This is a genomic window from Pauljensenia sp. C0170B5 (assembly GCF_056590195.1).
Map to the genome: position 1 here is coordinate 191463 of NZ_JBWPVR010000003.1, position 26414 is coordinate 217876.

Consider the following 26414-nt stretch of genomic DNA (forward strand, 5'->3'; position numbering starts at 1 on the left):
AGACTGAACGAATGACTCCCCCTGTCGATACACGCAATCATGAAATCACCGCTCCAGGACCGCTGCTTGTGCCTGGCGGAACGTTGAGGGAACCTGGCTGGGCACGCTCCCCTCTGCTGGACTACGACCGGCAGGCAATCACTGCTCCCCGGTGGCGCATCAAGGAATGGGACTACTACATTGCGCTCACAGATACCACCGCCCTTGCCTTCACTGTGTGCGACGGCGGCTACTTCGGTATGGTGTCGGTGTCGTGGGTGGATCTGACTGCTCCAAGTGAACACACTGAAACCGTTCTGATACCTCTGCCCATGGGACGGCTCAAACTTCCCCGCTCCTCCACTGCAGGGGTAAGCCAGTTTGTCAATTCTCGCGTCCGGATACGCTTCGAGACGACTTCTACAGGTCGAAAGATTCGCTGCCACATGAAGAACTTCAGCGAGAGTGAGGACTTCAAGTGCGTGCTGACCATGGAGCAACTGGGCATGGATTCACTGGTGATTGCCACGCCCTGGGCTGAAGATCCCCGTGCCTTCTACTACAACCAGAAGGTCAACTGTATGCCGGTTCGTGGAAGCGCAACATGGGGTTCGCGCCGCGTCGACTTCGATGCGGCGACGGATTTTTGCACCCTTGACTGGGGGCGCGGGGTGTGGACCTACGACAATCGCTGGTACTGGGGTTCAGGGAATGCACGCATCGACGGCGTTCCCTTCGGATTCAACATCGGTTATGGTTTCGGCGATACCTCGGCCGCCAGCGAAAACGTCATATTTTATGATGGCGTCGCGCACAAACTTGATGACGTGTTATTCCAGATACCTCATTCCTACACCGATCCGTGGCAATTCACGTCTAGCGACCACCGCTTCGAAACAGTCTTTGAGCCGATCATCGATCGCAGCGCGAGCATGTCGGTTGGCCCTGTCGCCACCGAGCAGCACCAGGTTTTCGGACGCATGAGCGGACACGTCGTACTCGACGACGGCACAGACCTCGAACTGCGCGATATCGTGTGTTTTGCCGAGGACGTCCACAACCGCTACTGACTCATTCGTCGATCTAGGCCAGTCGGTCAGTTCACCGATCCTTACTGATCAAAAGCATTCTCGCACCAAGCGGCTCTTATTCCACGTTAGTGGCTCGGAGCCCATTGACGCACGTATGAGCACAATCCACGACAAGAAAAAAACCCGGAAACCTGCAATTTCCGGGAAAAATCGTCGGGCTGGCGGGATTTGAACCCACGACCCCTTGACCCCCAGTCAAGTGCGCTACCAAGCTGCGCCACAGCCCGAAGTTCGCCGTCACGGCGACCTGACTACTTTAGCTCACGAAAGCAGTCCTTTCCAAGTTGACCGACTTGATGCCGATCACATCGCGCGGTGTCTTGTTCAGCCCCGCACCGTTCGATAGGCTCCACTCATGTCATCGCCAGATTACTTTGCCAACGATTCGCGTACGAACCGCCAGCGTATGCTTGATGAAGACTTCTATATCGGCGACGATCCGGAGAACGCTCGAATCGCCCAGAAAGCCATTGAGCTATCTGAGCAGTATCGCCTCGCGATCATTGCGGGCAACGCGCAGGCACGTGAGATTTTGTGCGAATTACTCGGCTCGTTTGGCGCAGGTTCCTACATTAGGCCGCCTCTGAGCGTCGACTATGGTGAGAACCTGCATGTCGGTGACCGCACATTCATCAATATGAATCTGGTTGCCCTTGACGTTGCCGCCATCTACATCGGTGATGACTGTCAGATTGGCCCGAACGTTCAACTCCTGACGCCCATTCACCCACTGGCACCCATTCCTCGGCGCGACAAACTAGAGGCCGCGCGCTCCATCCGACTGGGCGACAATGTCTGGCTCGGAGGCGGTGTCATCGTGTGTCCAGGAGTGACAATTGGCGATAACACAGTTGTTGGTGCCGGTTCGGTTGTGACGCGAGATCTGCCGGCGAATGTCGTCGCAGTGGGGACACCTGCACGCGTAGTGAAAGACCTCGATCCGGAGGATACCCGCCTGGAATAGACCCCATATTTCCAGCGCAAACGATCTGTACATCACATGTCGACGCGCGCCCTGCCAATTCGCCGCTGTTGTCCCTAGACTCCATAGCGGGAATGGTCGCGCGTCTTGGCTTGAGGAGTCCACTGGCATGAACAAGGTTGGCATCGGTGTGTCCTTATTGGCATCCGTCACGTTCGCCGCTTTCACGTATATTGCCAAATTTACGCCGCCATTGAGCGGCACACAGTTGTGGGGCTGGCGCATCATGCTGACAGTACCCGGAATCATCCTCACTTTCATCGTGACCGGTCGCGGACGCTCCCTCGTTCGTGAAATACAGACCGTACGGGAAAATCCATCCCGACTGCTCAGCTACGCCTTTTGCGCGCCCATGCTGGCAGTGCAAATGCTGCTTTTTGGGTGGGCACCACAAATGGGCAGGACGCTTGAACTGGCACTGGGATACTTCCTCATGCCGGTCGTTATGGTGTTGGCGGGGCGTTTCGTGTACAAGGAACGCATGAGTCCCCTCTCGGCTCTTGCGGCTGTACTGGCCGGATGCGCCGTCATCTATCAGGTCGCCTCGACAGGGCAGCTCGGGTGGGTCGCTCTCATCGTCGCTCTGGGATACCCCCTGTACTTCATGGTTCATAAGTATTTCCATACCGAGGGTGTCTCCGCGCTCACGTGGGAAATGATCCTCGCCTCTCCACTGGCACTATGGTTCGCACTGGCACGCGGTGGCGTCAATGTCCCACGAGAAAATCCCCGACTGATCTGGATCATTCTGCTGATCGGCGCTGTCTCAGTGGTCGCCATGATCGTGTACGCATTGTCTGCGCGGATGCTGCCGTACAGTGTGTTCGGGTTGATGACCTACGTCGAACCCGTCCTGGTCTCCCTGCTCGCTATGGCAGCTGGAGAGCGCATCAGTCCTGGCGAAATCATCTTGTATATCGGAATCTACACCGCTGTTGGCCTGTTGGGTGTGGACGGCCTGTTGGCAATTGTGCACCGTGAACGCTGGCGTGCCTTCCCAGCTCGTCCATGGATCAAACGTCGCCGCAGAAAGTCGCCGCGTTCCCGTCACTTCAGGCGCGATCGCACATCCCGGTCGATCAACTCCACCAACTGATCGACCACTTGATCAATTGTCAGATCAGAGGTGTCGATCGGCGTCACACCGGCCGCCGGTGTCATGAACTCCGACACTGTTGAATCCGCGGCGTCGCGCCCCTGGACCTGTGCACGCGTTGCTTCCAAAGCCTCGGCATCCACACGACCATACAGTTCCAGTGTCCGCCTGCGCAGCCGTGCTTCGGGGTCGGCACTCAGCAGCACCCTGACATCGGCATCCGGGCACACCACCGTTGTGATGTCACGGCCTTCAGCGACCATACCGTGACCGTTTGCGCGTGCTTCCATCATGCGGCGGCGCTGCTCACGCGCCATCCAGTGACGCACTTCCATATTGGTTGCCACCTGGGACACCACGCCAGAGATCCGGGGCGTGCGGATATCGAGGGTAATCTCCCGTTCCCCCATGAAGAAGTGGGGATCCTGTGGATCAGAGTCCATACGAAGCGGCATTTGGTCTGCTGCAGCCGTGACTGCGTGATGGTCAGCCAGGTCCACCCCAGATTCCAGGGCGAACCACGTGAGCGCACGATACATCGCACCCGTGTCGAGGTATCCGATGCCCACGCGCGACGCCACGCGTCTGGAGACAGTTGATTTTCCAGACCCTGCGCTGCCGTCGATGGCAACCGTGACGCCGACACGTTCAATTCCCTCACGCAACGCTGCATCGAAATCTGTAACAACTGGTGCGTCCTGGTCGCCCATCACACTGCTCCTACTCTGTACTCGCATGCGCAATAATGCGCCATCCGCGTTTAACCAACTCGACCTCCGCCTCACGCGCACGCGTCGGATCCACCATGATGCGAGCCACACCAACCCGCTGGCGGGCAGCATGGTCAACCGTGAAGTCTTCAATGTTCACGCCGATCGACCCCAGTTCCGTAAACAGGTGCCCAAGCTCGCCAGGCTCATCTGGCACCAGAACCTCAACCTCGGCGAAATGGACAGGAACGCCACCGTGCTTGCCCGGAATACGTTCGACTCCACGGTTGCCTGCTTCCATGACGCGGTTTACCGCACCGACCGATCCACCCGTCAGCGGACCGCCTTGGGCGGCGCGATGCAGATGCTCGCGAAGGGCGTTTAAATCGTCACTGAGTGCATCCAAAACCTGCGTGATTGGACCAGCGTTGCCAGCCAGGATGACGGTCCACAACCGAGAGTCCGACGCTGCAATCCTGGTCGTATCACGCAATCCCTGGCCAGCTAGGGACAATGCTTCACTGGGCGCGTCCGCCAAGCGCGCGGCAAGCAGCGAGGACACCAATTGCGGCACATGAGACACCAGAGCAACTGCATGATCATGGGTGGAAGCATCCAGCTGCACAACAACCGCCCCAACATCCGTCGCCAACGTGCGGACCGCGACGATCGCCTTGTTCGATGAGGCCTCGTGCGCGACCACCACCCAGGGCCTGCCGATAAACAGGTCGGGATCTGCCGCCCCCGCGCCGGAGCGTTCACGACCTGCCATCGGGTGCGAACCAACGTATCGCGCTGCCAACGTGGCATCACCTGTGGATGTGGCCAGCTCCAGGACCTCCTGCTGCACAGCGCTCTTAACGGACGCCACGTCCGTGACAACGGCTTCAGGGTAGTCCTGCAAAGCGCGCACCACGCACTCCCCTGCCACGTCAGGTGGGGTCGCCACGACGACAAGGAGCGGCTCGACGGTCCTCACCGTCTGCAGGGCTCGGCCCGCTCCCATGTCAACGGCAAGCTGCTCAGAGGTGGGAGATGCATCGCTGAGAAATACGTCGATCCCTCCCCTGCTCAACGCCAGGCCGAGGGAGGCGCCCAACAGACCAGATCCAATAATCAGAACTGGGCCATGCGTCCCGACTGCGCCTGCCATTACAGGCCTACGCAGGAGTACAGGCCGACGAGCATGTTCCCCTTCACGCGGCGCGTCGTGCCTGGTTGCAGGCGCTCGAGGCGAATAGGGCCGAACTCGGTGCGTACCAGTTCGCGCACTGGGAAGCCGACCGCATCCATGAGTCGACGCACCAGACGGTTGCGCCCCTCGTGCACGCGGATCTCAACAGCCGTGATGTCGCCGAAGGTTTCAACAACCCTGAAACCGTCAACGGCAATCGGACCGTCTTCGAGTTCAATTCCTTTGAGCAGCTGCTTGCGCACCTGAGGCTTGACCTCACCGTGGACGCGCGCCACGTATGTCTTGGGCACCTCATAGCTCGGATGTGTCAAACGGTTGGCCAACTCACCGTCATTGGTCAACAGCAACAGTCCTGACGTATCAATGTCCAGGCGTCCGACGTGATAGAGGCGCTCCGGGTAGTCTCCAATGATGTCGGTCAGACAGGGACGCCCCTCAGGGTCATCCATCGTTGAGACCATGCCGACCGGCTTGTTCAGCGCCATGACGATGTGTTTCGACTCGTCTGTGATCACCAGATCGCCGTCTACGTGGATGACCTGATGGCCGGGGTCGACACGAGTGCCCATCGCAGTTACTACATGGCCGTCCACGCTCACGCGTCCCTCGCGGATCAGCTCTTCGGCAGCGCGCCGCGAGGCGATTCCTGCTTGAGACAAGACCTTTTGCAGCCGAATTCCACCTTGTACGTGTGGATCGTTTCTCACAGTGTCTCCTCCATGTCATGAGCCAATTCGTCAAGCTCGTCGCTTTCGGGCAGGTAGGGTGCCAAGGGCACCAGCTCGTCCAGAGAGTTCATCCCCATGCGCTCCAGGAACATGTCAGTTGTCCCGTACATTCGGGCACCTGACGGCGCCAGCCCCACTTCTTCAATCAACCCGCGTGCCACCAGCGTACGCACAACCGAGTCAACATTCACGCCTCGAATGTGTGAGATTCGCGCCCGCGTCACCGGCTGGCGGTATGCCACCACCGCCAGTGTTTCCAATGCGGCCTGACTGAGTTTGGATGATTCGGAGCCGACGATGAAGCGGCCCACCATGGATGCCCACTGAGATGAGGAATAGATGCGCCACCCTCCAGCGGCGTGGCGCAGTTCGAATCCACGCGCCCTCGTGCCGGGGATTCGGCCCGCATACTCGTGGGCGAGGTGTTCCAGCGCGGTGGTCACATCATCTTCATCAGTGTCTAACGCATCAGCGAGTTGAGCGGCACTGACGGGTGCGTCGGCGACCATCAAGATCGCTTCCAGTGCGCAGTACAGCGCGTCGGACGGCTCACTCATTGTTCCTCCATTGACGAGGGCGTCTCCCCCTCGTAGTCATCGATCGGCACCTCGTCCAATGTGGTTCCGTTCCATTTCACCGTCAGTTCGCCCAGTGCTTCGGCCTGATCAAACTCAATAATAGTGCGGCGGAAAAGTTCCAGGACCGCCAGAAACCGCGACACCACGACAGCTGTGCTCTCAGCATCTGCGATGAGCGCGTGGAACGTCATCACCGGCTGGGCGCGCAGTTTATTCATGAGGATCGGAACCTGCGTGGCGACCGGGATCACCGGGTCGTGCAGGTGGGCGATCTGCACAGCAGGTGGGCGGTTGCTGAGCGCATCGGCCGCTAGGCGCGCAAGATCTTCGGCACTAATGGTCCACACCAGTTCAGGCAGCAGTGCAGCGAAATGCGGTTCCAGTGCGACGTCCCGGGCGTATGACCCGTCGAAATTTCCCAGTCGTGAAGCGATGCTACCGGCGGCCATTTTGAATGCCCGGTATTGCAGCAGGCGCGAAAACAGCAGGTCGCGTGCTTCCAGATCTTCCAGGTCGACATCTGTTTCATCGACGTCACGCGGGAGAAGGTGTGCCGCCTTCATGTTAAGCAGCGTGGCCGCCACGACGAGGAATTCCGTGGTGCGTGACAGGTCCGGGAATGCGCTCATGTGAGCGATGAACTCGTCGGTCACTTCTGCCAAGGCGACCTCGGTAATGTCGAGGCGCTTGCGTGAAATCAGCTGCAGCAGCAGATCAAAGGGACCTTCGAATACGTCCAGTGTGACTCGAAATTGATCGATGGTCCCTTCGTCAATGATCTCAGGCGACGCCACCACGAGCAACCACTTCTCGAGCCAGGCGGCGGTACGCTTGCGCTCCAGGATGCGTTGGTGCATACGTGGTGATCGGTTCAGTCGCCACCGACGCGTCAGGGAATTTCACCGTGCGACGGATCCTGGTCGAAAACACCAGGTCACCGAATGCTTCACTGAGCCGCTCCAGAACCTCACGCGTGTGCAGCGTGCGGGTATCGACCATCGTGGCCACGATTCCGTCAATGTTCAGCCGCGGGTTGATCCGGTCACGCACCGTCTCAATGGTCTCGACCAGTAGCGCCACACCTCGCAGGGCAAAAAACTCAGCCTCTACCGGCACGATCACGCCGTGGGAAGCGCTCAACGCGTTCACGGTCAGCAGGCCCAGTGACGGCTGGCAGTCAATGAGGATGACGTCGTATTCATCAGCCACCGAACGCAGCACACGTGCAAGAGCGGATTCGCGCGCCACTTCGTTGACCAGTTGGACTTCCGCAGCAGACAGGTCGATATTCGCCGGCAAGACGTCAAGATTGTCCACCGCCGTGGGTACGATCGCCGTATGTGCATCCGGTTTGGACGCCATCAGCAGCGTGTAAATCGTCTGGTCCAGTTCCAGGGCATTGATGCCCAGACCCACCGATGCGGCACCTTGCGGATCAAAGTCGACGATCAGCACACGCCTGCCGTATTCAGCAAGCGCGGCACCCAGGTTGATGGTCGTCGTGGTCTTGCCGACGCCGCCCTTCTGGTTGCACATGGCAATAATGCGTGCAGGGCCGTGCCCTTTGAGCGGCTCAGGAACAGGGAAATCTTCTTCCTCGTTGGTGGTGCCACCCAAATCCGTTACCAATGCAGGTTGATCATCATGAGTCACGCTCTTAGCCTAGTTCATTGTGCCGCGTCAGTTGCGCAGCTGGGCACGTGGATGAGCGGATCGGTACACTTCACGCAGCGTCGTCGCCGTCAACCGGGTATAGATCTGCGTGGTCTGAACGCTGGCATGTCCGAGTAGTTCCTGCACGTCACGCACGCTCGCTCCACCCTCCAGCAGATGCGTGGCAAAGGAATGACGCAGAGTGTGGGGCGATACCTTCGCTTCCAGGCCGGCCTCACGAGCGACCCGTTGAATCGATTCCCACGCCGATTGGCGCGACATGGGTCGCCCTCGTAAATTCAGGAACAAATGCGAATCGCCTCGTCCTCGGGAGGCAAGCTCCGGGCGAGCACGCACCAGATAATTGCCCACTGCCTGACGTGCAGCGTGTCCCACCGGTACCAGGCGTTCCTTGCGTCCCTTGCCGAACAGGCGCACGACCGGTAGCTCCTCATCCAGGTCGATGTCATCGACAGCCATTGCCAAAGCCTCTGACACGCGTGCCCCGGTGGCGTAGAGAACTTCGAGCAGCGCATGGTCTCGAATGCCGCGCGCCGAGTCGTCGCGCGCCGCCATATCCAGCAGGCGTGTCACCTCGTCAATACTGAGAGCCTTGGGCAGGCGCTCCCCCATTTGCGGTGAGTGCACATCCTGCGTCGGGTCGACCGCACCGTATTTTTCACGGATCGCGAAACGATGAAACCCTCGAATCGCTGCCAGTGCGCGCGCAATTGACGAGGGAGCCTTCGGTGCCGTTTTACCGTGAGGATGGGACAGGGCGGACAGATAATCTGCGACGTTGTCGGGGGTGACCGCCTTCAGATCCGTGACCCCACGCTGATGCAAGGCCTGAATATAGCCCTCGATGTCCCGGCGATAATTCGTCACCGTGTGCACCGATGCGCCTTTTTCCACCTGCAGGTAGCTCAGCCACTCCTCGGCAATACTGTCCAAAGCGTCCACGTGTGAATGCTAGACGATCAGGCCCAGGTGCGCGGCTGAAAGTCCTCGTCAGGGGTCGCAGTATTCACGTAGACTAATCTTGCAGCCAATATCAGTGTTGTTCTGACCTGCGTCGCTCAACGTTGGGGCGCAGAAATTCTGGAGGATGTTGTGACATTGAAGTGGGACTCAATCGATGATCGAGCAGTTGCGACTGCCCGCGTGCTAGCAGCCGATGCCGTGGAGAAAGTGGGCAATGGCCACCCAGGCACCGCTATTTCGCTGGCACCTGCCGCGTATCTGCTCTACCAGCGCCATATGAAGTTTGACCCAACTGACCAGCATTGGCTGGGCCGCGACCGTTTCGTCCTGTCAGCAGGCCATTCATCGCTGACACAGTATGTGCAGCTGTATCTGGCTGGTATGGACTTGGAACTGGAGGATCTGAAGTCACTGCGCACGTTTAAGTCAAAGACGCCCGGTCACCCCGAATTCAAGCACACCAGGGGCGTGGAAGTGACCACTGGACCGCTGGGTACCGGCATCGGTGCGGCCGTCGGTTTCGCCATGTCGGCTCGTCGCAGCCACGGCCTGTATGATCCGGAAACACCGATGGGTGAATCCGTCTTCGATCACAACGTGTACGTCATTGCCGGTGACGGTTGCATGCAGGAAGGCGTCCAGTCTGAGGCCGCCTCATTGGCCGGAACGCAGCGTCTGGGCAACCTGACGGTTATTTACGATGACAACCACATCTCAATTGAAGACGACACGAATATCGCGTTTAACGAGGACGTTCTGGCGCGCTACGAATCCTACGGCTGGCATGTCCAGCGCGTTGATTGGCTCAAGGATGACGGCTCCTACGTCGAGGACATCCAGGCCCTGGATCATGCACTGAATGAAGCTGAGAAGGTCACCGACCGTCCCTCCATCATTGCGCTGCGGACCATCATCGGCTGGCCGACTCCGAAGAAGCAGAACACCGGCGGGATCCACGGATCCAAGCTGGGGGATGAAGCGCTGCGCGGCCTGAAGGAAGCGCTCGGCTTTGATCCAGAGGCGATGTTTGCCGCCGATGAAGAAGCTGTCAAGGCAGTGCGGGAAGCCACCGCGAAGCGCGCACGTGAGGCACGTGAGCAGTGGGATGAGCGTTTCAACGCGTGGCGTGAGGCCCAGCCTGAACGCGCAGCGATGCTGAACCGTGTCCTGGCGGGCGGTCTTCCGGATGGGTGGGAATCAGCCCTGCCCGTGTTCGAAGAAGGCAAAGCACTGGCCACTCGCGCAGCCTCCGGTCAGGTACTCAATGCCATCAAGGACGTTTTGCCTGAACTGTGGGGCGGTTCCGCTGATCTGGCAGGATCGAACAACACCTACATGGACGGCTACCCGTCATTCCTTCCCGAGGATCGCTCCTCTGAGAAGTTCCCGGGCAACCCGTTTGGCCGTAACCTGCACTTCGGTGTACGCGAGTTCGGCATGGGTGCCGTGATGAACGGTATTGCCGCCGATCACCTCACCCGCGTGTACGGTGCGACATTCTTCGTCTTTTCGGATTTCATGCGCGGTGCGCTGCGCCTGGCGTCCATCATGGATCTGCCCGTGACCTACGTGTGGACCCACGATTCGATCGGTGTGGGCGAAGACGGCCCGACGCACCAGCCCATCGAGCATCTGGCAGCCTGCCGCGCGATCCCGAACCTCGCGGTTGTGCGCCCGGCGGATGCTGCAGAAACGGCTCAGGCATGGAAATCGATCCTGGAACGTCAGCACCCCGCCGCGCTCATCTTGTCGCGTCAGGGTCTGCCAAACCCTGCCCGCGGCGACGAGGCCGGCCTGGCCGCTGCGGAGGGCCTGGATCGCGGCGCCTATGTGCTGAGCTGTGACGGCGATCCGGATGTCATCCTCCTGGCATCGGGTTCTGAAGTGTCGATCGCCCTTGACGCTGCTGCCACGTTGCGCGAAGAAGGTCGCAGCGTGCGCGTCGTGTCGGTTCCCTGCATGGAATGGTTCGACGAGCAGGACGAGGATTACAAGGAATCGGTCCTGCCCAGCAGTGTGCGTGCCCGCGTCTCCGTCGAGGCTGGCATTGCGATGCCGTGGCACCGCTGGATCGGCGACGCAGGCCGAGCCGTGTGCATCGAGCACTTCGGTGAGTCAGCTGATGGCGCCCGCCTGTTCGAGGAGTTCGGCTTCACTGCTGAGGCAGTGGTGAGCGCTGCTCACGAATCACTGGATGCTGCAGCGAAGTAAGACTGCTTTTTGCTGACATGAGGTATCGGCGCGGGGTGACGGCACATGGCCGAAGCCCCGCGTCGATCATGTCGTGAGCATGACAAGCTGAATCACGGCGATCTCGATACGATGGTGACCTGACACATGATCGATTGAGGAGTGTGCATGGACCCTTCATCGGATGACGCGACGATGCAGATACGAAGCTCCAGGGATCGGAGGCTGCCCCGAATTGCGCCTCCTTGCGGCCTGGTCGTTTTCGGCATTACCGGCGATCTGGCGCGCACGAAGTTGCTGCCCGCTATCTACGACCTGGCACACCGCGGCCTCCTCAACCCTGCGTTCGCGCTGACCGGATTCGGCAGACGTGAGTGGGATCGTGAAGATTTTGAAGATTTCGTGCGCACCTCCATTGAGCAGCACTCTCGAACAGGGTTCGACGAGGGAACGTGGAAGCATTTTGCATCCGGCTTGCGCTTCGTGTCCGGCTCATTCGACGACACTGACGCATACGAGGAGTTGGCGCAGACGGTGCGTGAACTCGATGAATCGCGCGGCACCGGCGGCAATCACGCTTTCTACTTGTCCATTCCCCCAAAGTGGTTCCCGGTTGTCTGTCAGCACCTGGCGAATACCGGTCTGAACGAGCGTCAGGATAGTGAGTGGCGCCGGGTGATCATCGAGAAGCCGTTCGGTCACGACCTTGAATCTGCCCGCGAACTGTCGGACGCCGTCTCGCGCGTCTTCGATGAGCAGGACGTGTTCCGTATCGACCACTATTTGGGCAAGGAAACCGTTCAGAACATTCTGGCGATGCGTTTCGCCAACACGATGTTCGAACCACTGTGGAATGCGCATTATGTGGATCACGTGCAGATCACGATGGCGGAGGATATCGGCATCGGTACTCGCGCCGGCTATTACGACGGTATTGGCGCGGCCAGGGACGTCATCCAGAACCATCTGCTTCAGCTCGTGGCGCTCACCGCGATGGAGGAGCCCATCAACTTGTCGCCTGAGGCGCTCAGGGCCGAAAAGCTGAAGGTCCTGTCCGCTATTCGTCTGCCCGAGGATCTGGCGACCTCAACAGCACGCGGTCAATACCAGTCAGGTTGGCAAGCCGGTCAATTTGTCAAGGGGTATCTCGACGAGGACAATATTCCCGCCGATTCGCACACCGAAACATATGCCGCATTGACATTGCACGTCGATACACGCCGGTGGGCTGGTGTTCCGTTCTATCTGCGTACGGGCAAGCGCCTGGGCAAACGTGTCACGGAGATTGCAGTTGTCTTCAAACGTGCCTCGCACGTCCCGTTCCAGCACTTTGAGATGGGAGAAACCGGGCACAACGTCCTCGTCATCCGTATCCAGCCCGATGAGGGAATGACGATTCGTTTCGGTGCGAAGGTTCCCGCAACAGAGATGCAAGTGCGCGACGTGACGATGGATTTTGGCTACGGCCATGCGTTCACTGAGGATTCCCCGGAAGCCTACGAGCGCCTCATCCTTGATGCGCTGGTCGGCTCCGCGCCACTGTTCCCCGATCAGGATGAGGTTGAGGCCTCGTGGAAAATCCTCGATCCGGTGCTGGATTTCTGGGCACAGCAGGGCCCTCCCGACCAGTATCGTCCCGGAACATGGGGACCTGAATCAGCTCACCAGATGCTGGCCCGCTCCAGCCGCGCTTGGAGGTTGCCGTGATTATCACCCTCAACGACACATCAGCCCTCGATGTCGCCTCGCAGCTTCTGCAGATTCGTCAGGAACAGGGGGCTTCGGCGCTGGGCCGCGTGTTGACGCTGATCGTCGTGGTTGACGACCGGATCGACGTTGACCATGCGATTGAAATTTCGCAGGCTGCTTCTCACGAGCATCCCTGCCGCGTCATCGTGGTGGTGGAGCCGGTGCAGGCAGAACGCTCCAGCTCCCCGCGGGTCAATGCACAGATTCGCATGGGCAAGAACGAGGGGCCGTCTGAAGTCATCGTCCTGGAGCCTCGCGGCGACGCTGGTCAGGATCTGGATACCCTGGTTATGCCGCTGTTACTGGCCGATACGCCGGTGGTGACGTTCTGGCCCAGCACACCGCCAGACAATCCTGCCGAGCATCCGCTGGGGCGACTGGCCGTGCGTCGCATTTCGGATTCACGGGAGACCGATACGCCCATCGATACACTGTTGCGCCTGTCCGAGGTGTACACCCCGGGGGACACTGACTTGGCGTGGTCCGGCGTCACGTTGTGGCGCGCACTGATCGCCACAATGGTCGAGGGGTTCAAGTCGGTACCCACCGCTGTGACCGTTCGCGGCCACCACACTCATCCGTCGTCGTATCTAGTGGCAGCGTGGCTTGCCGATGTGATGGGTATTCCTGCACGCGTCGACACTGATCCGACAGCTCAAACCATTACGGGTGTGCACTTCACGTTTGATGATGCCGAGGAAGCCTCGTTAACGCGCCCTGCCGGCTCGTCTGTCGCGCATGTCAAGCGTTCGGGTCTTGATCCTGTCGCGGTTAATCTTCCGCGGCGCAGTATTCAGGACTGCGTGATGGAAGAACTCAGACGCTTAGATCCTGACCTCATGTATCAGCACGTGATCGGCAATTTCCTGCACGACGTTCGTCGCGATTGCAAGGACCAGTCATGACTTCTTCTCCCCTGCCCCGTATCGTCACCGCTTCTGACCGTAAGAATCTGGCCAGCGCTGTTGCGCGCGAATTGTTGCCAATCCTCGTGCAGGACGCGCGTGAACACAGCGCTGACCGTCCCTTCCAGTGGGCTATCGCAGGCGGCGTCGTGCACGACGTTCTCGCCGATCTCGCTTCGATCATCGCTGACGAGGACGACCTCGATGCCGACTGGTCGCATATTCGAGTGTGGTGGGTCGATGAACGCTTCGTTCAGGCCACCCACTCCGAGCGTAATGACCAGCAGGCCGTATCCGCGCTGTTCGCGCAACTGCCCGGCATTCAGCTGCGCCCCATGCCCTCCGACCGCGGTCAGGGACTCGATCAGGCGGCTGAGGACTATGCAGATCTGTGGCGCTCAGATATCGGTGACGGGGTGCTTGACTTTGCGCTGATCGGGATGGGACCGGATGGGCACATTGCCTCCCTCTTCCCAGGCCGCGCGCACGAAGCTGATGGCGCGCCTGTTCTGGTAGTGCGCGATTCACCGAAAATGCCGCCGTTGAGGCTGTCGCTGCCGATGTCGACTATTGCCAGTGCCCGTGATATCTGGGTTGTCGCGCCCGGTGATTCGAAGGCTGACGCACTGGCGGAGGCACTGGTGTTGGGCGCGCATGAGCAGGATCGACCGATTGCCGGTCTTCCACGCGATCGAACCACGTTCTGGCTTGATACGGATTCGGCGCGCGGCCTGGAAGTTCGCTGAATCACCGGGTCGTGGTCTCAGCCCACTGCGCGCACAGTCAATAGAGAAATCGCACGTGGGACGTTCACGTCTCACGTGCGATTACCGAAAGCTTGAGCGTAAGGCCGTATCTTAGCTGGCGACCGTGATCTTGGTCAGGAGCGCGTAGGCTACGATGCACACCACCCACACGATCAGAATTGCCAAGGTAATGCGATTCAGGTTACGTTCTGCCACGCCTGATGATCCCGCAGTGGTGGAAATGCCGCCGCCGAACATATCTGACAGGCCGCCGCCGCGCCCTTTGTGCATCAGCACTGTCAATACAAGCAGGATGCTGGCCAAAACGGTCAGTACGACAAGGATTATTTTCAGAGCAGTCACTGGTTTTCCATTCACATGCTGGGGATAACAGTAGGCAGTGTAGTGGTATAAGGCCGTCCAACACCAGTTGGGCGCGCGGCGCGTTACCTCACATCTCTGCCGCAGTTCGCCTGGCCGTCCTGAGTAGGGCGCGCCAGGCGAACTGTCAGAAGACCGGCGCGAGCCGATCAGGCGTTCTTGTACAGAGCGATCTTCGAGAACTCCTCCGCCTTCAGAGAGGCGCCGCCGACCAGTCCGCCGTCAACATCAGGCTGAGCCATAATGTCAGCAACGTTCGTCGACTTCACGGAGCCGCCGTACAGAACGCGGACGCTGTCAGCCAGTTCCGGTGTGTACAGCTCTGCCAGACGTGCGCGGATCGCACCGCACACCTCCTGGGCATCTTCAGGTGTCGCAACCTCGCCGGTGCCGATCGCCCAGATGGGCTCGTAGGCAATGACGATCTTGGCAGCCTGCTCGGCGTCCATCCCATCGAGTGCACCGTCGATCTGAGCCAGGACGTGCTCGACGTGACGGCCTTCCTTGCGGACCTCGAGGCCCTCACCGCAGCAGATGATCGGGGTCATCCCGGCTGCCAGTGCAACGCGGGCCTTCTCGCCCACCAATGCATCGCTTTCGCCGTGGTATTCGCGACGTTCGGAGTGGCCGACGACAACATAGCTGACACCCAGCTTGGCGAGCATTTCAGCTGACACTTCACCGGTGTATGCGCCGGATTCGTGCGTTGAGATGTCCTGCGCGCCGTACTTGATCTTGAGGTTGTCACCCTCAACGACAGTCTGAACGGAGCGGATATCGGTAAACGGTGGGATGACCACAACTTCAACGTCGTCATAGGTGAAATTCGCGTCATCCAACGCCATTGCGAGGCCCTGGACCAAATGAACAGCCTCAAGGTGGTTGAGGTTCATCTTCCAGTTTCCGGCCATCAAAGGTGTACGTGCCATGTTTCAGTCCTCCAGAACTGCGATACCGGGCAGAGTCTTGCCTTCGAGGAGTTCGAGGGACGCTCCACCGCCTGTGGAAATGTGAGAGAAAGTGGATTCGTCGAATCCGAGTTGACGAATGGCTGCTGCCGAGTCGCCGCCACCGACCACCGAGAACATTGAGCCTGATGACAGTGCCTGCGCCACGGCGCGGGTGCCCTCTGCGAATGCCTCGAACTCGAATACGCCCATCGGGCCGTTCCACGCCACAGTCTTGGCCTCGGCCAGTGTCTGTGCGAACAATTCGCCGGACTTCGGTCCGATGTCCAGACCCATCTGGTCGGCGGGCATCTTGTCGGCGTCAACAACCGTTGCCGGCGCGTCCGCCTTGAATTCGGGCGCCGCAACGACGTCGACTGGGAGAACCAGCTTGACGCCGCGCTTGTCGGCCTCGTCGATGTATTCCTTGACTGTATCGATCTGATCTTCCTCGAGCAGGGACTTGCCCACCTCGTAGCCTTTCGCGGCCAGGAAGGTGAACGACATGCCACCGCCGATGAGCAGCATATCGGCCTTGGTCAGCAGGTTCTCGATGACGCCGAGCTTGTCGGAGACTTTCGAGCCTCCCAGCACAACGGCGTAGGGACGCTCAGGATCGCCTGTCACGCGTGACAGGGATTCAATTTCCTTGACGACCAGGAGGCCGGCTGCGGAGGGCAGGAGCTTGGCGATGTCGTATACGGATGCCTGCTTGCGGTGGACTACGCCGAATCCGTCGGAGACGAATGCGTCGGCCAGTTCAGCCATTTCCTTGGCGAAGGCTTCACGCTCCGCGTCATCCTTCGAGGTTTCGCGGGGGTCGAATCGAACATTCTCCAGCAGGACGATCTCGCCGTCCTTGATCTTGTCCGCCGCCTCGTGTGCCGAGGGGCCCGTTGTGTCCTCTGCGAGGCTGACGGGGGCATCGATCAGCTCTGCCAGACGTGCGGCAACGGGCTTGAGTGAGAATTCAGGCTTCACTTCGCCTTTCGGTCGACCCATGTGTGCCATGACGAGGATGCGTGCTCCTTCGTCAACAAGCTTGTTCAGTGTCGGTAGAGCTGCCCGGATACGTCCGTCGTCGGTGATTTCGCCGTCCTTGATCGGGACATTGAAGTCCGAGCGGACGAGGACGCGCTTGCCGCGCAGGTCACCCAATGTTTCTATGGTCCTCATTGAACCTCCCTTGATTGTGCAGTGCAGGGTATGTCAAATTCGTCGATGGGGGCGGCTCGTTAAGCCACCATGGAAAAGGCGCCCGCACGCAGAGATATGCATGCGGGCGCCTCTCCTCATTCTAACGTCGTGCTCAGAGCGCGGCCGCGACCTTCGAGGTCAGGCGAACGAGGCTGTTGGAGTAGCCCCATTCGTTGTCGTACCAGGAGACAACCTTGATCTGGTTGTCAATGACCTTGGTCAGCTTCGAGTCGAAGATGGAGGTGTGGGGATCGCCGGTGATGTCGGTCGAAACCAGTTCATCCTCGGAGTACTTGAACGCTTCGGCAAATTCGCCGGTCGAGGCTGCCTTGCATGCTGCGTTCACGTCTTCGGCGGTGACGCCTTCCTTCTTCGGGATGAAGGTGAGGTCGACGACGGAGCCGGTCGGAACCGGGACGCGCATTGCGTAGCCGTCCAGACGGCCCTTCAGCTGAGGAAGAACCAGGGACACGGCGCGGGCTGCACCGGTCGAGGTCGGGACGATGTTCAGAGCTGCTGCGCGGGCGCGACGCAGATCCTTGTGCGGTGCGTCGTGGATGCGCTGATCGCCGGTGTAGGCGTGCACGGTCACCATGAGGCCGCTATCGATTCCGAAAGCCTCATCGAGAACCTTGGCCAGAGGGGCAAGGCAGTTGGTGGTGCACGAGGCGTTCGACACGATGTTGTGCTTCTCGTTGTCGTAGTCGTCGCTGTTCACGCCCATGACGAATGTGGCGTCAACGTTCTTGCCAGGCGCGGAGATGATTACCTTCTTGGCACCGGCTTCGATGTGGGCCTTTGCCTTCTCACCGTCTGTAAAGAATCCGGTGGACTCGACGACGACATCTACGCCGAGGTCCTTCCACGGCAGGTTGGCCGGATCGCGCTCTTCGAGAGCAACAATCTTCTTTCCATCGACGGAGATTGACTCCTCGTCGTAGGTCACCTCTGCGTCAAGACGACCCGTGATGGAGTCAAACTTGAGCAAGTGAGCGAGGGTCTTGTTATCGGTCAGATCGTTTACTGCCACGATTTCAAAATCCGCACCCTGCTGACGAGCGGCACGGAAGAAGTTGCGGCCGATGCGGCCGAAGCCGTTGATTCCAACGCGGATGGTCACTATAGTCCTCCTGCTTGTACCCCATAAAGGGGCACGTATTTCGTGCAACCGGATAGGGCTCGGTACCACAATCCAGCCCGCAGACTTCTGCGGTTCAAGCACTCTTCAATGTACACCCCATAGGCCATTTAGTCAGGGTCGAATGGCCTACAAGAAGTTTGCGTCAAGCGAACAGGCTGTTCGTGACACTTCTAATCATCGAACATTTCGAGCGTGAGTGCAGACTCAGTGTCGGGTATCCCCTGCTCGTGTGCAGCCTTATCGGCCATTGCCAGCAGTCTACGGATGCGCCCCGCCACGGCGTCCTTAGTCAAGGGTGGATCAATGTGTTTACCCAGTTCTTCCAATGAAGCCTGGCGGTATTGGATGCGCAGTTCGCCCGCCTCACGCAGATGCGGCGGCACGGAGTCGCCCAGAATCTCAAAGGCACGTCGAACCCTGGCACCTGCGGCTACTGCCGCACGAGCCGAGCGCCGAAGGTTAGCATCATCAAAGTTGGCCAGGCGGTTGGCGCTGCCTCGCGCTTCGCGACGTTCGCGGCGTTCTTTCCACACCTCAAACGTCTTGACGGCACCCATCGCATTGATGAGCGTGGAAATCGAGTCCGCCTCCCGGATGACAACCCGATCAGCTCCGCGGATTTCGCGCGACTTCCCCGTCGCTCCCAGTCGTCGTGCACACCCGACAAGGGCCATTGCCGCTTCAGGGCCGGGACAGGTCACTTCCATCGACGTTGATCGACCCGGTTCCAGCAGGGATCCTCGTGCCAGAAAGGCTCCTCGCCATCCTGCTGCTGCTTCGTCTTTTCCGGCGCTGACCAGGTGCGGCGCCAAGCCTCTGACCGGGCGTCCCAGTTGATCGACCAGTCCTGTCACGCGTGCCAGGGCGTCTGCTTCCTTGACGACGCGCACCACGTATCGGTCACCGCGACGCAGCGCACCACCTGACACGACAACGACAGATGATTCCGTACCGTACAGCGACGTGAGGAAGGCTCGCAAGCGTCGAGCGACAAGTGGGGAATCCAGTTCAGCCTCGATGATAATTCGACCAGACACGAGGTGCAGACCTCCGGCAAATCGGAGCATCACAGCAGCCTCGGCCGCCATTGTCGATTGACGTGCAGGAACCAGGTGAGCAAGCTCCTCTTTCATGTCCATCGTTAAAGACATGATCGCCTCCTCGTGTCGTGTAGAGCGCCTTGATGACAACTGCTCATGCTAACCACGGTTCCGATCGTCCCACCTCTCCCATGAATCCATCGAATGCATCTCGCAGAGCCGCAGCCAGACGCAACGGATCATGATGGGGCTTCCCGTCGCCCGTTCGCACCTGGCGCAACATGACTCGAGCGCCCACGTCCTGCGCTGCCTGAATGAGCGTATCAATATCATCCGTGGCAGTCGGGTCGGCAATGACAACGTCCAGCTTGAGATCAGGTGCATGGTCGCGTAGGACGCGCACGTGATCGGCAGCGCTCATCGTGTCTGTTTCACCACGCTGGCGGGCCAGATTCAGGACCAGTGCCCTATGGGCATCTGTTGTGACCAGTGCCCGGTGCAACTGTGAAACCAGCAGGTGCGGAATTAACGAGGTGTACCACGACCCTGGACCGAGCACGACCCATTCAGCTTCCTGGATGGCGTGCATTGCAGCCTCTGGGACGGGCGGATCCTCAGGGATAAGGCGCACGTGGCGCACACGTCCGGGCGCGACGGCGACGCGTGACTGGCCCCGTACCGTGTACAGCTCGCCTTCGTTTTCCATATCGGCTTCAATGTCCAGTGGAACTGATGCCATCGGCAGGACCCGGCCCTGAGCGCCCAGGAGCCGGCCGACCCATTCCAAACCCTCAACGGGGTCGCCCAGAAGCTGCCACAGGCCGGAGATCAGCAGGTTCCCAAGGGCATGGCCATTCAATGGCCCGTTGGTACGCAGACGCAGCTGCATCACATCGCGCCAGGTCAGTCCCCATTCGGTTTCCTCGCACAAACTGGCCAGAGCCATTCGCAGATCTCCTGGAGGTAGAAGATCTGTTTCAGAACGCAGACGTCCTGAGGATCCCCCGTCGTCGGCTACTGTGACGATCGCTGTGAGCTGATGCGTGATGTGTCGCAGAGCCCGCAGGGTTGCGGACAGCCCGTGTCCACCCCCCAAAGCAACGACACGTGAGCCGGATTCACCGCGCTGTGCCCATCCTTCTGCATCCAGATATCCCGCCATAATCAGTCCCTGCCTATGTCGCGGTGAAGGACTCGCACCGTCAATTGGTGGCTACGGAAACGCTGAGCGATCAGTTCTGCGATCGCGACCGACCGGTGCCGACCACCTGTGCACCCGACGGCAATCGTCACGAAAGGCTTCAGCTCACTGACATAGCCCTCCATGATGGGCAGCAGCAGGTCAACATAATTCTCGGCAAATTCGCGAGCTCCGGGCTGATCGAGCACATACTGTGCGACCGGTTCGTCGCGCCCCGTCAAGTGGCGCAGCTCCCCCACCCAGTACGGGTTCTTCAGGAAGCGGACGTCCACGACATGGTCGGCATCCAGCGGCAGTCCGTACTTGAATCCGAAAGATTCAACTGTGAGCTGCAGGGGACGCTCTCCTTCCCCTGCAATGACGTCGCGGATGTGTCGCGACAGGTCATGCACTGACATAGCGGACGTATCGATCACTTCATCCGCGTGTTCGCGCAGCGGTGCCAACAACTCCATTTCACGTGTGATGCCGTCCAGTAGTGTCCCGTCCCCCTGAAGAGGGTGCGGCCGCCTGTTCGACTCATATCGGCGCACCAGTGTCGGTTCGTTGGCTTCCAGGAAAATGAGGCGGTACATGATTCCGCTGTCGCGCATCTTTTCCAGTGTGGATGTCAAGTCAGCGAAAAAGGCGCCTGAGCGTACATCTACCACGGCGGCCAGGCGGTGTACGCCCGCACCTCCGCGTGGAGACATCATGCCGACCAGTGCCGGCAGCATCGAGGGAGGCAGATTATCGACCACGTACCAGTCGAGGTCCTCTAACGCACGCGCAGCCTGAGAGCGGCCAGCACCTGAACGGCCGGTGATAATGAGGACTTCGTTCGTGTCCTCCTCCGCTTCTTCCGGCGGAGGCGTGTCACGATCTAGCAGTGGAATGCCCTGAGGAACTGTCAGCGGATCCACGTCGTCACTGTTGTGCGTTGTCGTCATGAAACTAGGATGCCATCTTCATCGGTATTTTGTGCTGAGTCATCACGTTCGACTACCGTCACTTCGCTCGCAATCGCCTGAGCACGTTCACGTGCTTCCGACACCGAGTCGCCCCATGCCAGCGCCACCGCCAGCCTGCGGCCGGCACGCGTGGCGGATTTCGAGAAGATTCTCAAATCTCCTCCGTCACGTAGCGCGCGGGCGACACCCTCGTAACCGGCAAGGGAGAACGCTCGTGGCGCCTTCACAACTGCAGATGCTCCAGTGCGGCGCATCGTCGTGTCGACGGGCAGGCCAAGGATCGCGCGAGCATGAATGTCGAATTCAGATTGGTCCTGCGTCATCATGGTCACCATGCCGGTGTCATGTGGGCGCGGTGACAACTCGGAGAACCACACGTCGTCGCCCTGAATGAAGAACTCCACTCCAAACAGTCCCAGACATGGCTCCGCCCCGCGCTCTGCCAGAGCGCCGGTGACGGCAACAGCCATCTCCTCGGCTCGCTCACGTGCACGCGGTGAAATGTCGGCGCTTTGCCACGATTCAACGTAGTCACCGCTGACCTGCCGGTGACCGATCGGTTCACACACGCTGGTTCGAACCTCGCCTGCCTCGTCGTCCCACCACCGCACGGTGAGCAGAGTGATTTCACAGTCGAATGTCACGCCCTCCTCAACGATGACGCGCCCCGTGGTGGCCCGCGCATCGTCCTGGGCACATGTCCACGCCGATTCAGCCTCGTCAACGGATTCAACTCGCGACTGTCCATGTCCCGACGAGGACATCGTGGGTTTAATGAAGGCCGGTACGCCCGTATATTCCAGCGCGCTGCGCACCTCGTCGACACTGGATGCGAAGCGAAACTTCGATGTGCGCACCCCTGGAACAGCACTCGCCACGCTACGTATGCGTTCGCGATCCATCGTTGCCTGCACCGCGAACGCGTTCGGAACGACGCGTGCGCTCCCAGCCTGTTCAAATTCGGCCAGCACGTGCGTGGCAATTGCTTCCAGTTCGGGCACAATCAGGTCAATGTGCACGCTGCTGAGCACGTCACGCAAAGAGTCCGGATCGCTCATGTCGATCACACGATAGTCATCCGCAACCTGCATCGCGGGAGCATGCGCATAGGCATCGACCGCAGTGACATGGGCGCCCAGGCGCTTGAGCGAAATCGTCAGTTCACGCCCCAGTTCCCCCGATCCCAGCAACAAGACCCGCGCCGGAAGTGGTGTTGGAACGGGCCACGTCGATTCAGTCATTGCGAGTCTCCTCACGGTCAGTGCCAAGCGATTCCACAATAATAGCGGCCAATGCTGGTCCGATACCCTGGACGTGTTCAATCTGCTCAGCGCTGGCAGCCCGCAGGCGCTTCACCGAGCCGAAATGAGCCAGCAACGCTTTTTGACGTACGGGCCCCAGTCCCTCAATTCCGTCCAGGACAGACCGCGTCTGTGCTTTCGTGCGTCGACGCCGATGGTGCGTAATCGCAAAACGGTGAGATTCATCGCGCAAATACTGCAGCAAATACAGAGCAGCCGAGGTGCGAGGCAAAATCAGTGGAAACTCATCACCAGGCACCCACACTTCCTCCAGACGTTTGGCCAGTCCTACAACCGGCAGGTCAACCCCCACCCCCGTTAAAGCCTTTTCGGCCGCATTCACCTGCGCCAGTGCGCCGTCAACCACCACAAGATCCGGCCGGTAGGAAAATCGACGAGGGCGTCCCGTGTGCGGATCGATCGGTCCAGTAGCGAACTCCACACCATCATCGTCTTCACCTTCAATGCCGGCCTCTTCCGCCAGCAGGCGGGTGAAGCGCCGCTGCAATACCTGCGTCATTGCCGCCGTATCGTCAGGCGGTGTGCCGTCGGAGCGCGGTCGGATATTGAACGTGCGGTAGTCCGACTTACGCGGGGCACCATCTTCAAATACCACCATCGAAGCAACCTGCTGCTGGCCGGCTGTGTGGGAAATGTCGTAGCACTCGATACGCAGCGGTGCTGCTTCCAGGCCGAGGTTCTCAGCCAGTTCTTCGAGCGCCCGGGACCGCTGGGTGAGGTCACTGGCACGTTTCGTGCGGTGAAGAACCAGCGACTGCTGCGCGTTTTCCTGCACCGTTTTCATCAAGGAAGCCGCGGTTCCGCGCTGAGGCACACGCACACGCACACGCGCACCGCGCAACGTGGTGAGCCACTTCTCCAGGGCGTCGCGATCCGCAGGCTCCACTGACACCAGAACTTCCCGGGGAAGCGCTGATGTGGGCGTATGTGCCACATCGTCGACCGACCGGGCTTCAGCCTGGCCGCGCGGCCGCCCTCGTAAAGGTTGTTCGGCGGCAGGAACGTCTCCGTAAACTTGCTCGAGCAGAGCGCTCATCAGATCTGCCTCACTCGCATCGTCAACGCGGTCTACTACCCAGCCGCGTGTGCCTCGTACGCGACCTCCCCGCACGTGGAAGACATACACGGCAGCGTCCAGTTCATCACACGCCAGGGCGAATACGTCAGCGTCAGTTCCGTCCTCCAGGACCATCGTGTTACGCTCCAGCACCGTCGTCATGGCTTTCAGATCGTCACGCAGCCTGGCGGCTTTCTCAAAGTCGAGTTCGGCGGCAGCCTGCTTCATCTGTTCCTCAAGGGAGCGAATAACCGGCGCAGCCTTGCCCTGCATGAACTCACACAGGTTCTGCGCAAGTTCACGATGAGCGTCGGCACTGATGCGCCCGGCACACGGCGCAGAGCATTTGCCAATATCGCCCAGCAGACACGGCCTGCACTGCGCCTGGTAGCGTTTGAAGACACCAGGTGAACATGTTCTGACAGGGAAAACTCGCAGCAGCATGTCGATGGTTTCGCGGATCGCCCACACTTGCGTGTAGGGGCCAAAATAGCGTGTGCCTTTTCTGCGCGACTGCCGCGTGATGTGGACACGCGGAAACTTTTCTGACATCGTCACCGCAAGGTACGGATAGGACTTGTCATCGCGATACATCACGTTGAATCGCGGGTCGAATTCCTTGATCCACGTGAATTCCAGGGAGAGCGCTTCGATCTCGTTAGACACAACTGTCCACTGCACGCTGGCAGCTGTTGCAACCATGTGGCGGGTGCGCGGATGCAGAACCTGAGGATCCTGAAAATAGTTGGTCAGCCGGTTGCGAAGGTTTTTCGCTTTACCGACATAGATGACGCGGCCCTGGTCGTCACGAAATCGGTACACTCCCGGCTGCGTGGGAATGTCGCTCGTCCGAGGGCGCCACTGATCCAACTTCGCCATTCCTTTAGCCTAGCTTCCGGCAGCGACGGCGCCAATTGAACGGCACCACGCAGGACGGACGCGATGTGAGTGCGGGCGTTCAAATGAGTACACTCAGACATGGCGACTGCCGTGATCTCATGAATCGACCCGGAAGGGACACACGAATGTTCACCAGCGAGAAAGAAATAGTCGACTTCATCACACGTGAAGAGATTGAATTCATCGATGTACGCTACTGCGATCTTTTCGGCATTCAGCAGCACATGATTGTTCCTCCCAATGAGTTCATCGACGGCGCGTTGTCAGACGGTCTGATGTTCGACGGATCATCTGTGCGCGGATTCTCCGCGATTCACGAGTCCGATATGAAGCTCGTCCCCGACATCACCACCGCCTATGTCGACCCCTTCCGCGCTGCCAAGACACTGGTCGTCGTCTTTTCGGTCGTTGATCCGTTCACCTCTGAACCGTTTTCCCGTGATCCGCGGCAGGTGGCACAAAAAGCTGAGGCCTACCTGAAGTCGACCGGCATTGCCGATACGTGCTTCATCGGCGCTGAAGCCGAGTTCTACATGTTCGACAGTGTGCAGTACAAGGTCGAGCCTCACCACAGCATGTTCCGTCTAGACAGCGATGACGCCTACTGGAACACCGCTCGCGACGAGGATGGCATGAACCTGGGCTACAAGACGCCACTGAAAGGCGGGTACGCGCCGGTTTCCCCGATAGATATGTTTGCTGATGTTCGTGACCACATGACACACAATCTTGCTGAAGCGGGCCTCGTCATTGAGCGGGCGCACCACGAGGTCGGTGCAGGCGGCCAGCATGAGATCAACTACCGTTTTGCACCTTTGTGTCAGGCCGCCGACGACATGATGAAGTTCAAGTACATTGTGCGCAACTCCGCGTGGGAGTGCGGCAAGACTGCCACGTTCATGCCCAAGCCGCTCTTCGGTGACAACGGCTCTGGCATGCACACCCACCTGTCCCTGTGGAAAGATGGCGACCCGCTGTTCTATGACGAACGAGGATATGGTTCTCTGTCCGACCTGGCGCGCTGGTTCATTGGAGGCCTGTTGGAGCACGCGCCCGCCCTGCTTGCCTTTACGAACCCGTCGATTAACTCCTACCGTCGACTCATGCCGGGCTTCGAAGCGCCGGTCAACCTCGTCTATTCGGCGCGTAACAGGTCAGCGTGTATCCGCATTCCGGTCTCAGGAACCTCACCGAAAGCCAAGCGCGTCGAGTACCGCGTACCTGACCCGGCAGCGAACCCGTACCTGTCCTTCTCGGCGTGCCTGATGGCCGGTCTGGATGGTATTCGCAACCGTGTGGAGCCTGCTGCCCCCATCGATAAAGATCTGTATGACCTGCCTCCGCAGGAGTACACCGATATCGCCAAGCTTCCTCACTCACTTGAAGCGGCGTTGGATCATCTGCGTGCCGATTCGGACTTCCTGACAGAAAACGACGTCTTTACGCAGGATTTAATTGACACGTGGATTGAGTACAAGACCACCAACGAGATCGCGCCGATGCGTGCCTACCCGCACCCGGCCGAGTTCGACATGTACTTCAATGTGTAAGGTGCTTGCCCATCTGCGGTAAGCTTGTCCGAAACATGGACGATGACCGCCCATCATCCATCATGACTGTCCACATGAAAGGGAATCACAATGTCTGACCGAGATCAGACCGTATATCGTGCTGACCTCACCCAGCCGGTGG

General features: G+C 59.6%; 24 protein-coding genes and 1 tRNA gene. 8 read left to right on the top strand and 17 right to left on the bottom strand.

Translation table 11 applies throughout. The annotated features are described in order from the left end of the window. Positions 1 to 11 precede the first annotated feature (11 nt). Complete coding sequence (locus tag AC1EJZ_RS06015; protein ID WP_070727163.1) at positions 12 to 1049, top strand: DUF2804 domain-containing protein; 1038 nt, start codon at positions 12 to 14, stop codon at positions 1047 to 1049. 174 nt (positions 1050 to 1223) lie between these two features. On the opposite strand, the gene AC1EJZ_RS06020 is transcribed toward AC1EJZ_RS06015, so the two are convergent. After that, positions 1224 to 1297: transfer RNA gene (locus AC1EJZ_RS06020), tRNA-Pro, on the bottom strand. 128 nt (positions 1298 to 1425) lie between these two features. Between AC1EJZ_RS06020 and AC1EJZ_RS06025 the strand changes: the two genes are divergently transcribed. Continuing rightward, a complete protein-coding gene (locus AC1EJZ_RS06025; protein WP_092648582.1) occupies positions 1426 to 2034 on the top strand; it encodes a sugar O-acetyltransferase in 609 nt (202 codons plus the stop codon). Positions 2035 to 2161: 127 nt separating this feature from the next. Beyond that, complete coding sequence (rarD, locus tag AC1EJZ_RS06030; protein WP_092648581.1) at positions 2162 to 3148, top strand: EamA family transporter RarD; 987 nt, start codon at positions 2162 to 2164, stop codon at positions 3146 to 3148. Here the strand turns inward: rarD and cmk are convergent. From cmk to xerD, 7 genes are read right to left on the bottom strand one after another with little or no spacing between them, the layout of a single operon-like run. Further along, the gene (cmk, locus tag AC1EJZ_RS06035; RefSeq protein ID WP_092648580.1) at positions 3100 to 3858 is read right to left on the bottom strand and encodes a (d)CMP kinase; all 759 of its coding nucleotides are present in this window, start codon (positions 3856 to 3858) and stop codon (positions 3100 to 3102) included. The genes rarD and cmk overlap by 49 nt on opposite strands. A gap of 10 nt (positions 3859 to 3868) precedes the next feature. Further along, positions 3869 to 5011: a prephenate dehydrogenase gene (locus AC1EJZ_RS06040; protein ID WP_480294202.1), complete on the bottom strand. Its 1143-nt coding sequence runs from the start codon at positions 5009 to 5011 to the stop codon at positions 3869 to 3871. Next, positions 5011 to 5760 carry a pseudouridine synthase gene (locus AC1EJZ_RS06045; RefSeq protein ID WP_058236677.1) on the bottom strand — a complete coding sequence of 250 codons (750 nt, stop codon included), beginning with the start codon at positions 5758 to 5760 and terminating at the stop codon, positions 5011 to 5013. Before AC1EJZ_RS06045 ends, AC1EJZ_RS06040 begins: the two co-directional genes overlap by 1 nt. Next, the gene (scpB, locus tag AC1EJZ_RS06050) at positions 5757 to 6338 is read right to left on the bottom strand and encodes an SMC-Scp complex subunit ScpB (protein ID WP_058236676.1); all 582 of its coding nucleotides are present in this window, start codon (positions 6336 to 6338) and stop codon (positions 5757 to 5759) included. Before scpB ends, AC1EJZ_RS06045 begins: the two co-directional genes overlap by 4 nt. Next, complete coding sequence (locus tag AC1EJZ_RS06055; RefSeq protein WP_257525459.1) at positions 6335 to 7156, bottom strand: segregation and condensation protein A; 822 nt, start codon at positions 7154 to 7156, stop codon at positions 6335 to 6337. Before AC1EJZ_RS06055 ends, scpB begins: the two co-directional genes overlap by 4 nt. Further along, positions 7140 to 8012 carry a ParA family protein gene (locus AC1EJZ_RS06060; RefSeq protein WP_193600039.1) on the bottom strand — a complete coding sequence of 291 codons (873 nt, stop codon included), beginning with the start codon at positions 8010 to 8012 and terminating at the stop codon, positions 7140 to 7142. The genes AC1EJZ_RS06055 and AC1EJZ_RS06060 overlap by 17 nt, the downstream gene beginning before the upstream one ends. A gap of 27 nt (positions 8013 to 8039) precedes the next feature. Continuing rightward, a complete protein-coding gene (xerD, locus tag AC1EJZ_RS06065; RefSeq protein ID WP_480294204.1) occupies positions 8040 to 8975 on the bottom strand; it encodes a site-specific tyrosine recombinase XerD in 936 nt (311 codons plus the stop codon). A gap of 150 nt (positions 8976 to 9125) precedes the next feature. Between xerD and tkt the strand changes: the two genes are divergently transcribed. The 4 genes from tkt (at position 9126) to pgl (ending at position 14586) form a co-directional block, all read left to right on the top strand. Continuing rightward, positions 9126 to 11207 carry a transketolase gene (tkt, locus tag AC1EJZ_RS06070; RefSeq protein ID WP_480294206.1) on the top strand — a complete coding sequence of 694 codons (2082 nt, stop codon included), beginning with the start codon at positions 9126 to 9128 and terminating at the stop codon, positions 11205 to 11207. A 147-nt stretch (positions 11208 to 11354) separates the two neighbouring features. Then, complete coding sequence (gene zwf / locus AC1EJZ_RS06075) at positions 11355 to 12893, top strand: glucose-6-phosphate dehydrogenase (RefSeq protein ID WP_480294208.1); 1539 nt, start codon at positions 11355 to 11357, stop codon at positions 12891 to 12893. Then, the gene (locus tag AC1EJZ_RS06080; protein WP_480294210.1) at positions 12890 to 13840 is read left to right on the top strand and encodes a glucose-6-phosphate dehydrogenase assembly protein OpcA; all 951 of its coding nucleotides are present in this window, start codon (positions 12890 to 12892) and stop codon (positions 13838 to 13840) included. Before zwf ends, AC1EJZ_RS06080 begins: the two co-directional genes overlap by 4 nt. Beyond that, positions 13837 to 14586 carry a 6-phosphogluconolactonase gene (gene pgl, locus AC1EJZ_RS06085; protein ID WP_070727158.1) on the top strand — a complete coding sequence of 250 codons (750 nt, stop codon included), beginning with the start codon at positions 13837 to 13839 and terminating at the stop codon, positions 14584 to 14586. The genes AC1EJZ_RS06080 and pgl overlap by 4 nt, the downstream gene beginning before the upstream one ends. 111 nt (positions 14587 to 14697) lie before the next feature. Here pgl and secG read toward each other — a convergent pair whose 3' ends face one another. The 9 genes from secG to uvrC all read right to left on the bottom strand — a co-directional run bounded on the left by secG (position 14698) and on the right by uvrC (position 24701). After that, a complete protein-coding gene (gene secG, locus AC1EJZ_RS06090; RefSeq protein ID WP_058236672.1) occupies positions 14698 to 14949 on the bottom strand; it encodes a preprotein translocase subunit SecG in 252 nt (83 codons plus the stop codon). Positions 14950 to 15116: 167 nt separating this feature from the next. Further along, positions 15117 to 15896 carry a triose-phosphate isomerase gene (gene tpiA, locus AC1EJZ_RS06095; protein ID WP_058236671.1) on the bottom strand — a complete coding sequence of 260 codons (780 nt, stop codon included), beginning with the start codon at positions 15894 to 15896 and terminating at the stop codon, positions 15117 to 15119. Between the two features lie 3 nt (positions 15897 to 15899). Further along, positions 15900 to 17090, bottom strand: a complete 1191-nt coding sequence (locus AC1EJZ_RS06100; protein ID WP_480294212.1) for a phosphoglycerate kinase — start codon at positions 17088 to 17090, stop codon at positions 15900 to 15902. 133 nt (positions 17091 to 17223) lie between these two features. Beyond that, the gene (gene gap, locus AC1EJZ_RS06105) at positions 17224 to 18231 is read right to left on the bottom strand and encodes a type I glyceraldehyde-3-phosphate dehydrogenase (protein ID WP_058236669.1); all 1008 of its coding nucleotides are present in this window, start codon (positions 18229 to 18231) and stop codon (positions 17224 to 17226) included. Positions 18232 to 18422: 191 nt separating this feature from the next. Beyond that, positions 18423 to 19403: a DNA-binding protein WhiA gene (whiA, locus tag AC1EJZ_RS06110; protein ID WP_058236668.1), complete on the bottom strand. Its 981-nt coding sequence runs from the start codon at positions 19401 to 19403 to the stop codon at positions 18423 to 18425. Positions 19404 to 19446: 43 nt separating this feature from the next. Continuing rightward, complete coding sequence (locus tag AC1EJZ_RS06115) at positions 19447 to 20454, bottom strand: gluconeogenesis factor YvcK family protein (RefSeq protein WP_070727155.1); 1008 nt, start codon at positions 20452 to 20454, stop codon at positions 19447 to 19449. A gap of 2 nt (positions 20455 to 20456) precedes the next feature. Further along, on the bottom strand, positions 20457 to 21422 hold the full coding sequence (gene rapZ / locus AC1EJZ_RS06120; protein WP_058236666.1) for an RNase adapter RapZ: 966 nt from the start codon (positions 21420 to 21422) through the stop codon (positions 20457 to 20459). Then, positions 21419 to 22684, bottom strand: a complete 1266-nt coding sequence (gene purT, locus AC1EJZ_RS06125; RefSeq protein WP_480294214.1) for a formate-dependent phosphoribosylglycinamide formyltransferase — start codon at positions 22682 to 22684, stop codon at positions 21419 to 21421. The genes rapZ and purT overlap by 4 nt, the downstream gene beginning before the upstream one ends. After that, the gene (gene uvrC, locus AC1EJZ_RS06130) at positions 22677 to 24701 is read right to left on the bottom strand and encodes an excinuclease ABC subunit UvrC (RefSeq protein ID WP_480294215.1); all 2025 of its coding nucleotides are present in this window, start codon (positions 24699 to 24701) and stop codon (positions 22677 to 22679) included. Before uvrC ends, purT begins: the two co-directional genes overlap by 8 nt. A gap of 146 nt (positions 24702 to 24847) precedes the next feature. Here uvrC and glnA point away from each other — a divergent pair, with 146 nt between their 5' ends. Then, positions 24848 to 26272 carry a type I glutamate--ammonia ligase gene (gene glnA, locus AC1EJZ_RS06135; protein WP_480294217.1) on the top strand — a complete coding sequence of 475 codons (1425 nt, stop codon included), beginning with the start codon at positions 24848 to 24850 and terminating at the stop codon, positions 26270 to 26272. The last annotated feature ends 142 nt before the right edge of the window (positions 26273 to 26414 follow it).

Coding starts and splice junctions, on each gene's coding strand:
- AC1EJZ_RS06015 (WP_070727163.1), top strand. CDS start 12: ATGACTCCCCCTGTCGATACACGCAATCATGAAATCACCGCTCCAGGA.
- AC1EJZ_RS06025 (WP_092648582.1), top strand. CDS start 1,426: ATGTCATCGCCAGATTACTTTGCCAACGATTCGCGTACGAACCGCCAG.
- rarD (WP_092648581.1), top strand. CDS start 2,162: ATGAACAAGGTTGGCATCGGTGTGTCCTTATTGGCATCCGTCACGTTC.
- cmk (WP_092648580.1), bottom strand. CDS start 3,858: ATGGGCGACCAGGACGCACCAGTTGTTACAGATTTCGATGCAGCGTTG.
- AC1EJZ_RS06040 (WP_480294202.1), bottom strand. CDS start 5,011: ATGGCAGGCGCAGTCGGGACGCATGGCCCAGTTCTGATTATTGGATCT.
- scpB (WP_058236676.1), bottom strand. CDS start 6,338: ATGAGTGAGCCGTCCGACGCGCTGTACTGCGCACTGGAAGCGATCTTG.
- zwf (WP_480294208.1), top strand. CDS start 11,355: ATGGACCCTTCATCGGATGACGCGACGATGCAGATACGAAGCTCCAGG.
- pgl (WP_070727158.1), top strand. CDS start 13,837: ATGACTTCTTCTCCCCTGCCCCGTATCGTCACCGCTTCTGACCGTAAG.
- tpiA (WP_058236671.1), bottom strand. CDS start 15,896: ATGGCACGTACACCTTTGATGGCCGGAAACTGGAAGATGAACCTCAAC.
- AC1EJZ_RS06100 (WP_480294212.1), bottom strand. CDS start 17,090: ATGAGGACCATAGAAACATTGGGTGACCTGCGCGGCAAGCGCGTCCTC.
- whiA (WP_058236668.1), bottom strand. CDS start 19,403: ATGTCTTTAACGATGGACATGAAAGAGGAGCTTGCTCACCTGGTTCCT.
- AC1EJZ_RS06115 (WP_070727155.1), bottom strand. CDS start 20,454: ATGGCGGGATATCTGGATGCAGAAGGATGGGCACAGCGCGGTGAATCC.
- rapZ (WP_058236666.1), bottom strand. CDS start 21,422: ATGACGACAACGCACAACAGTGACGACGTGGATCCGCTGACAGTTCCT.
- purT (WP_480294214.1), bottom strand. CDS start 22,684: ATGACTGAATCGACGTGGCCCGTTCCAACACCACTTCCGGCGCGGGTC.
- uvrC (WP_480294215.1), bottom strand. CDS start 24,701: ATGGCGAAGTTGGATCAGTGGCGCCCTCGGACGAGCGACATTCCCACG.
- glnA (WP_480294217.1), top strand. CDS start 24,848: ATGTTCACCAGCGAGAAAGAAATAGTCGACTTCATCACACGTGAAGAG.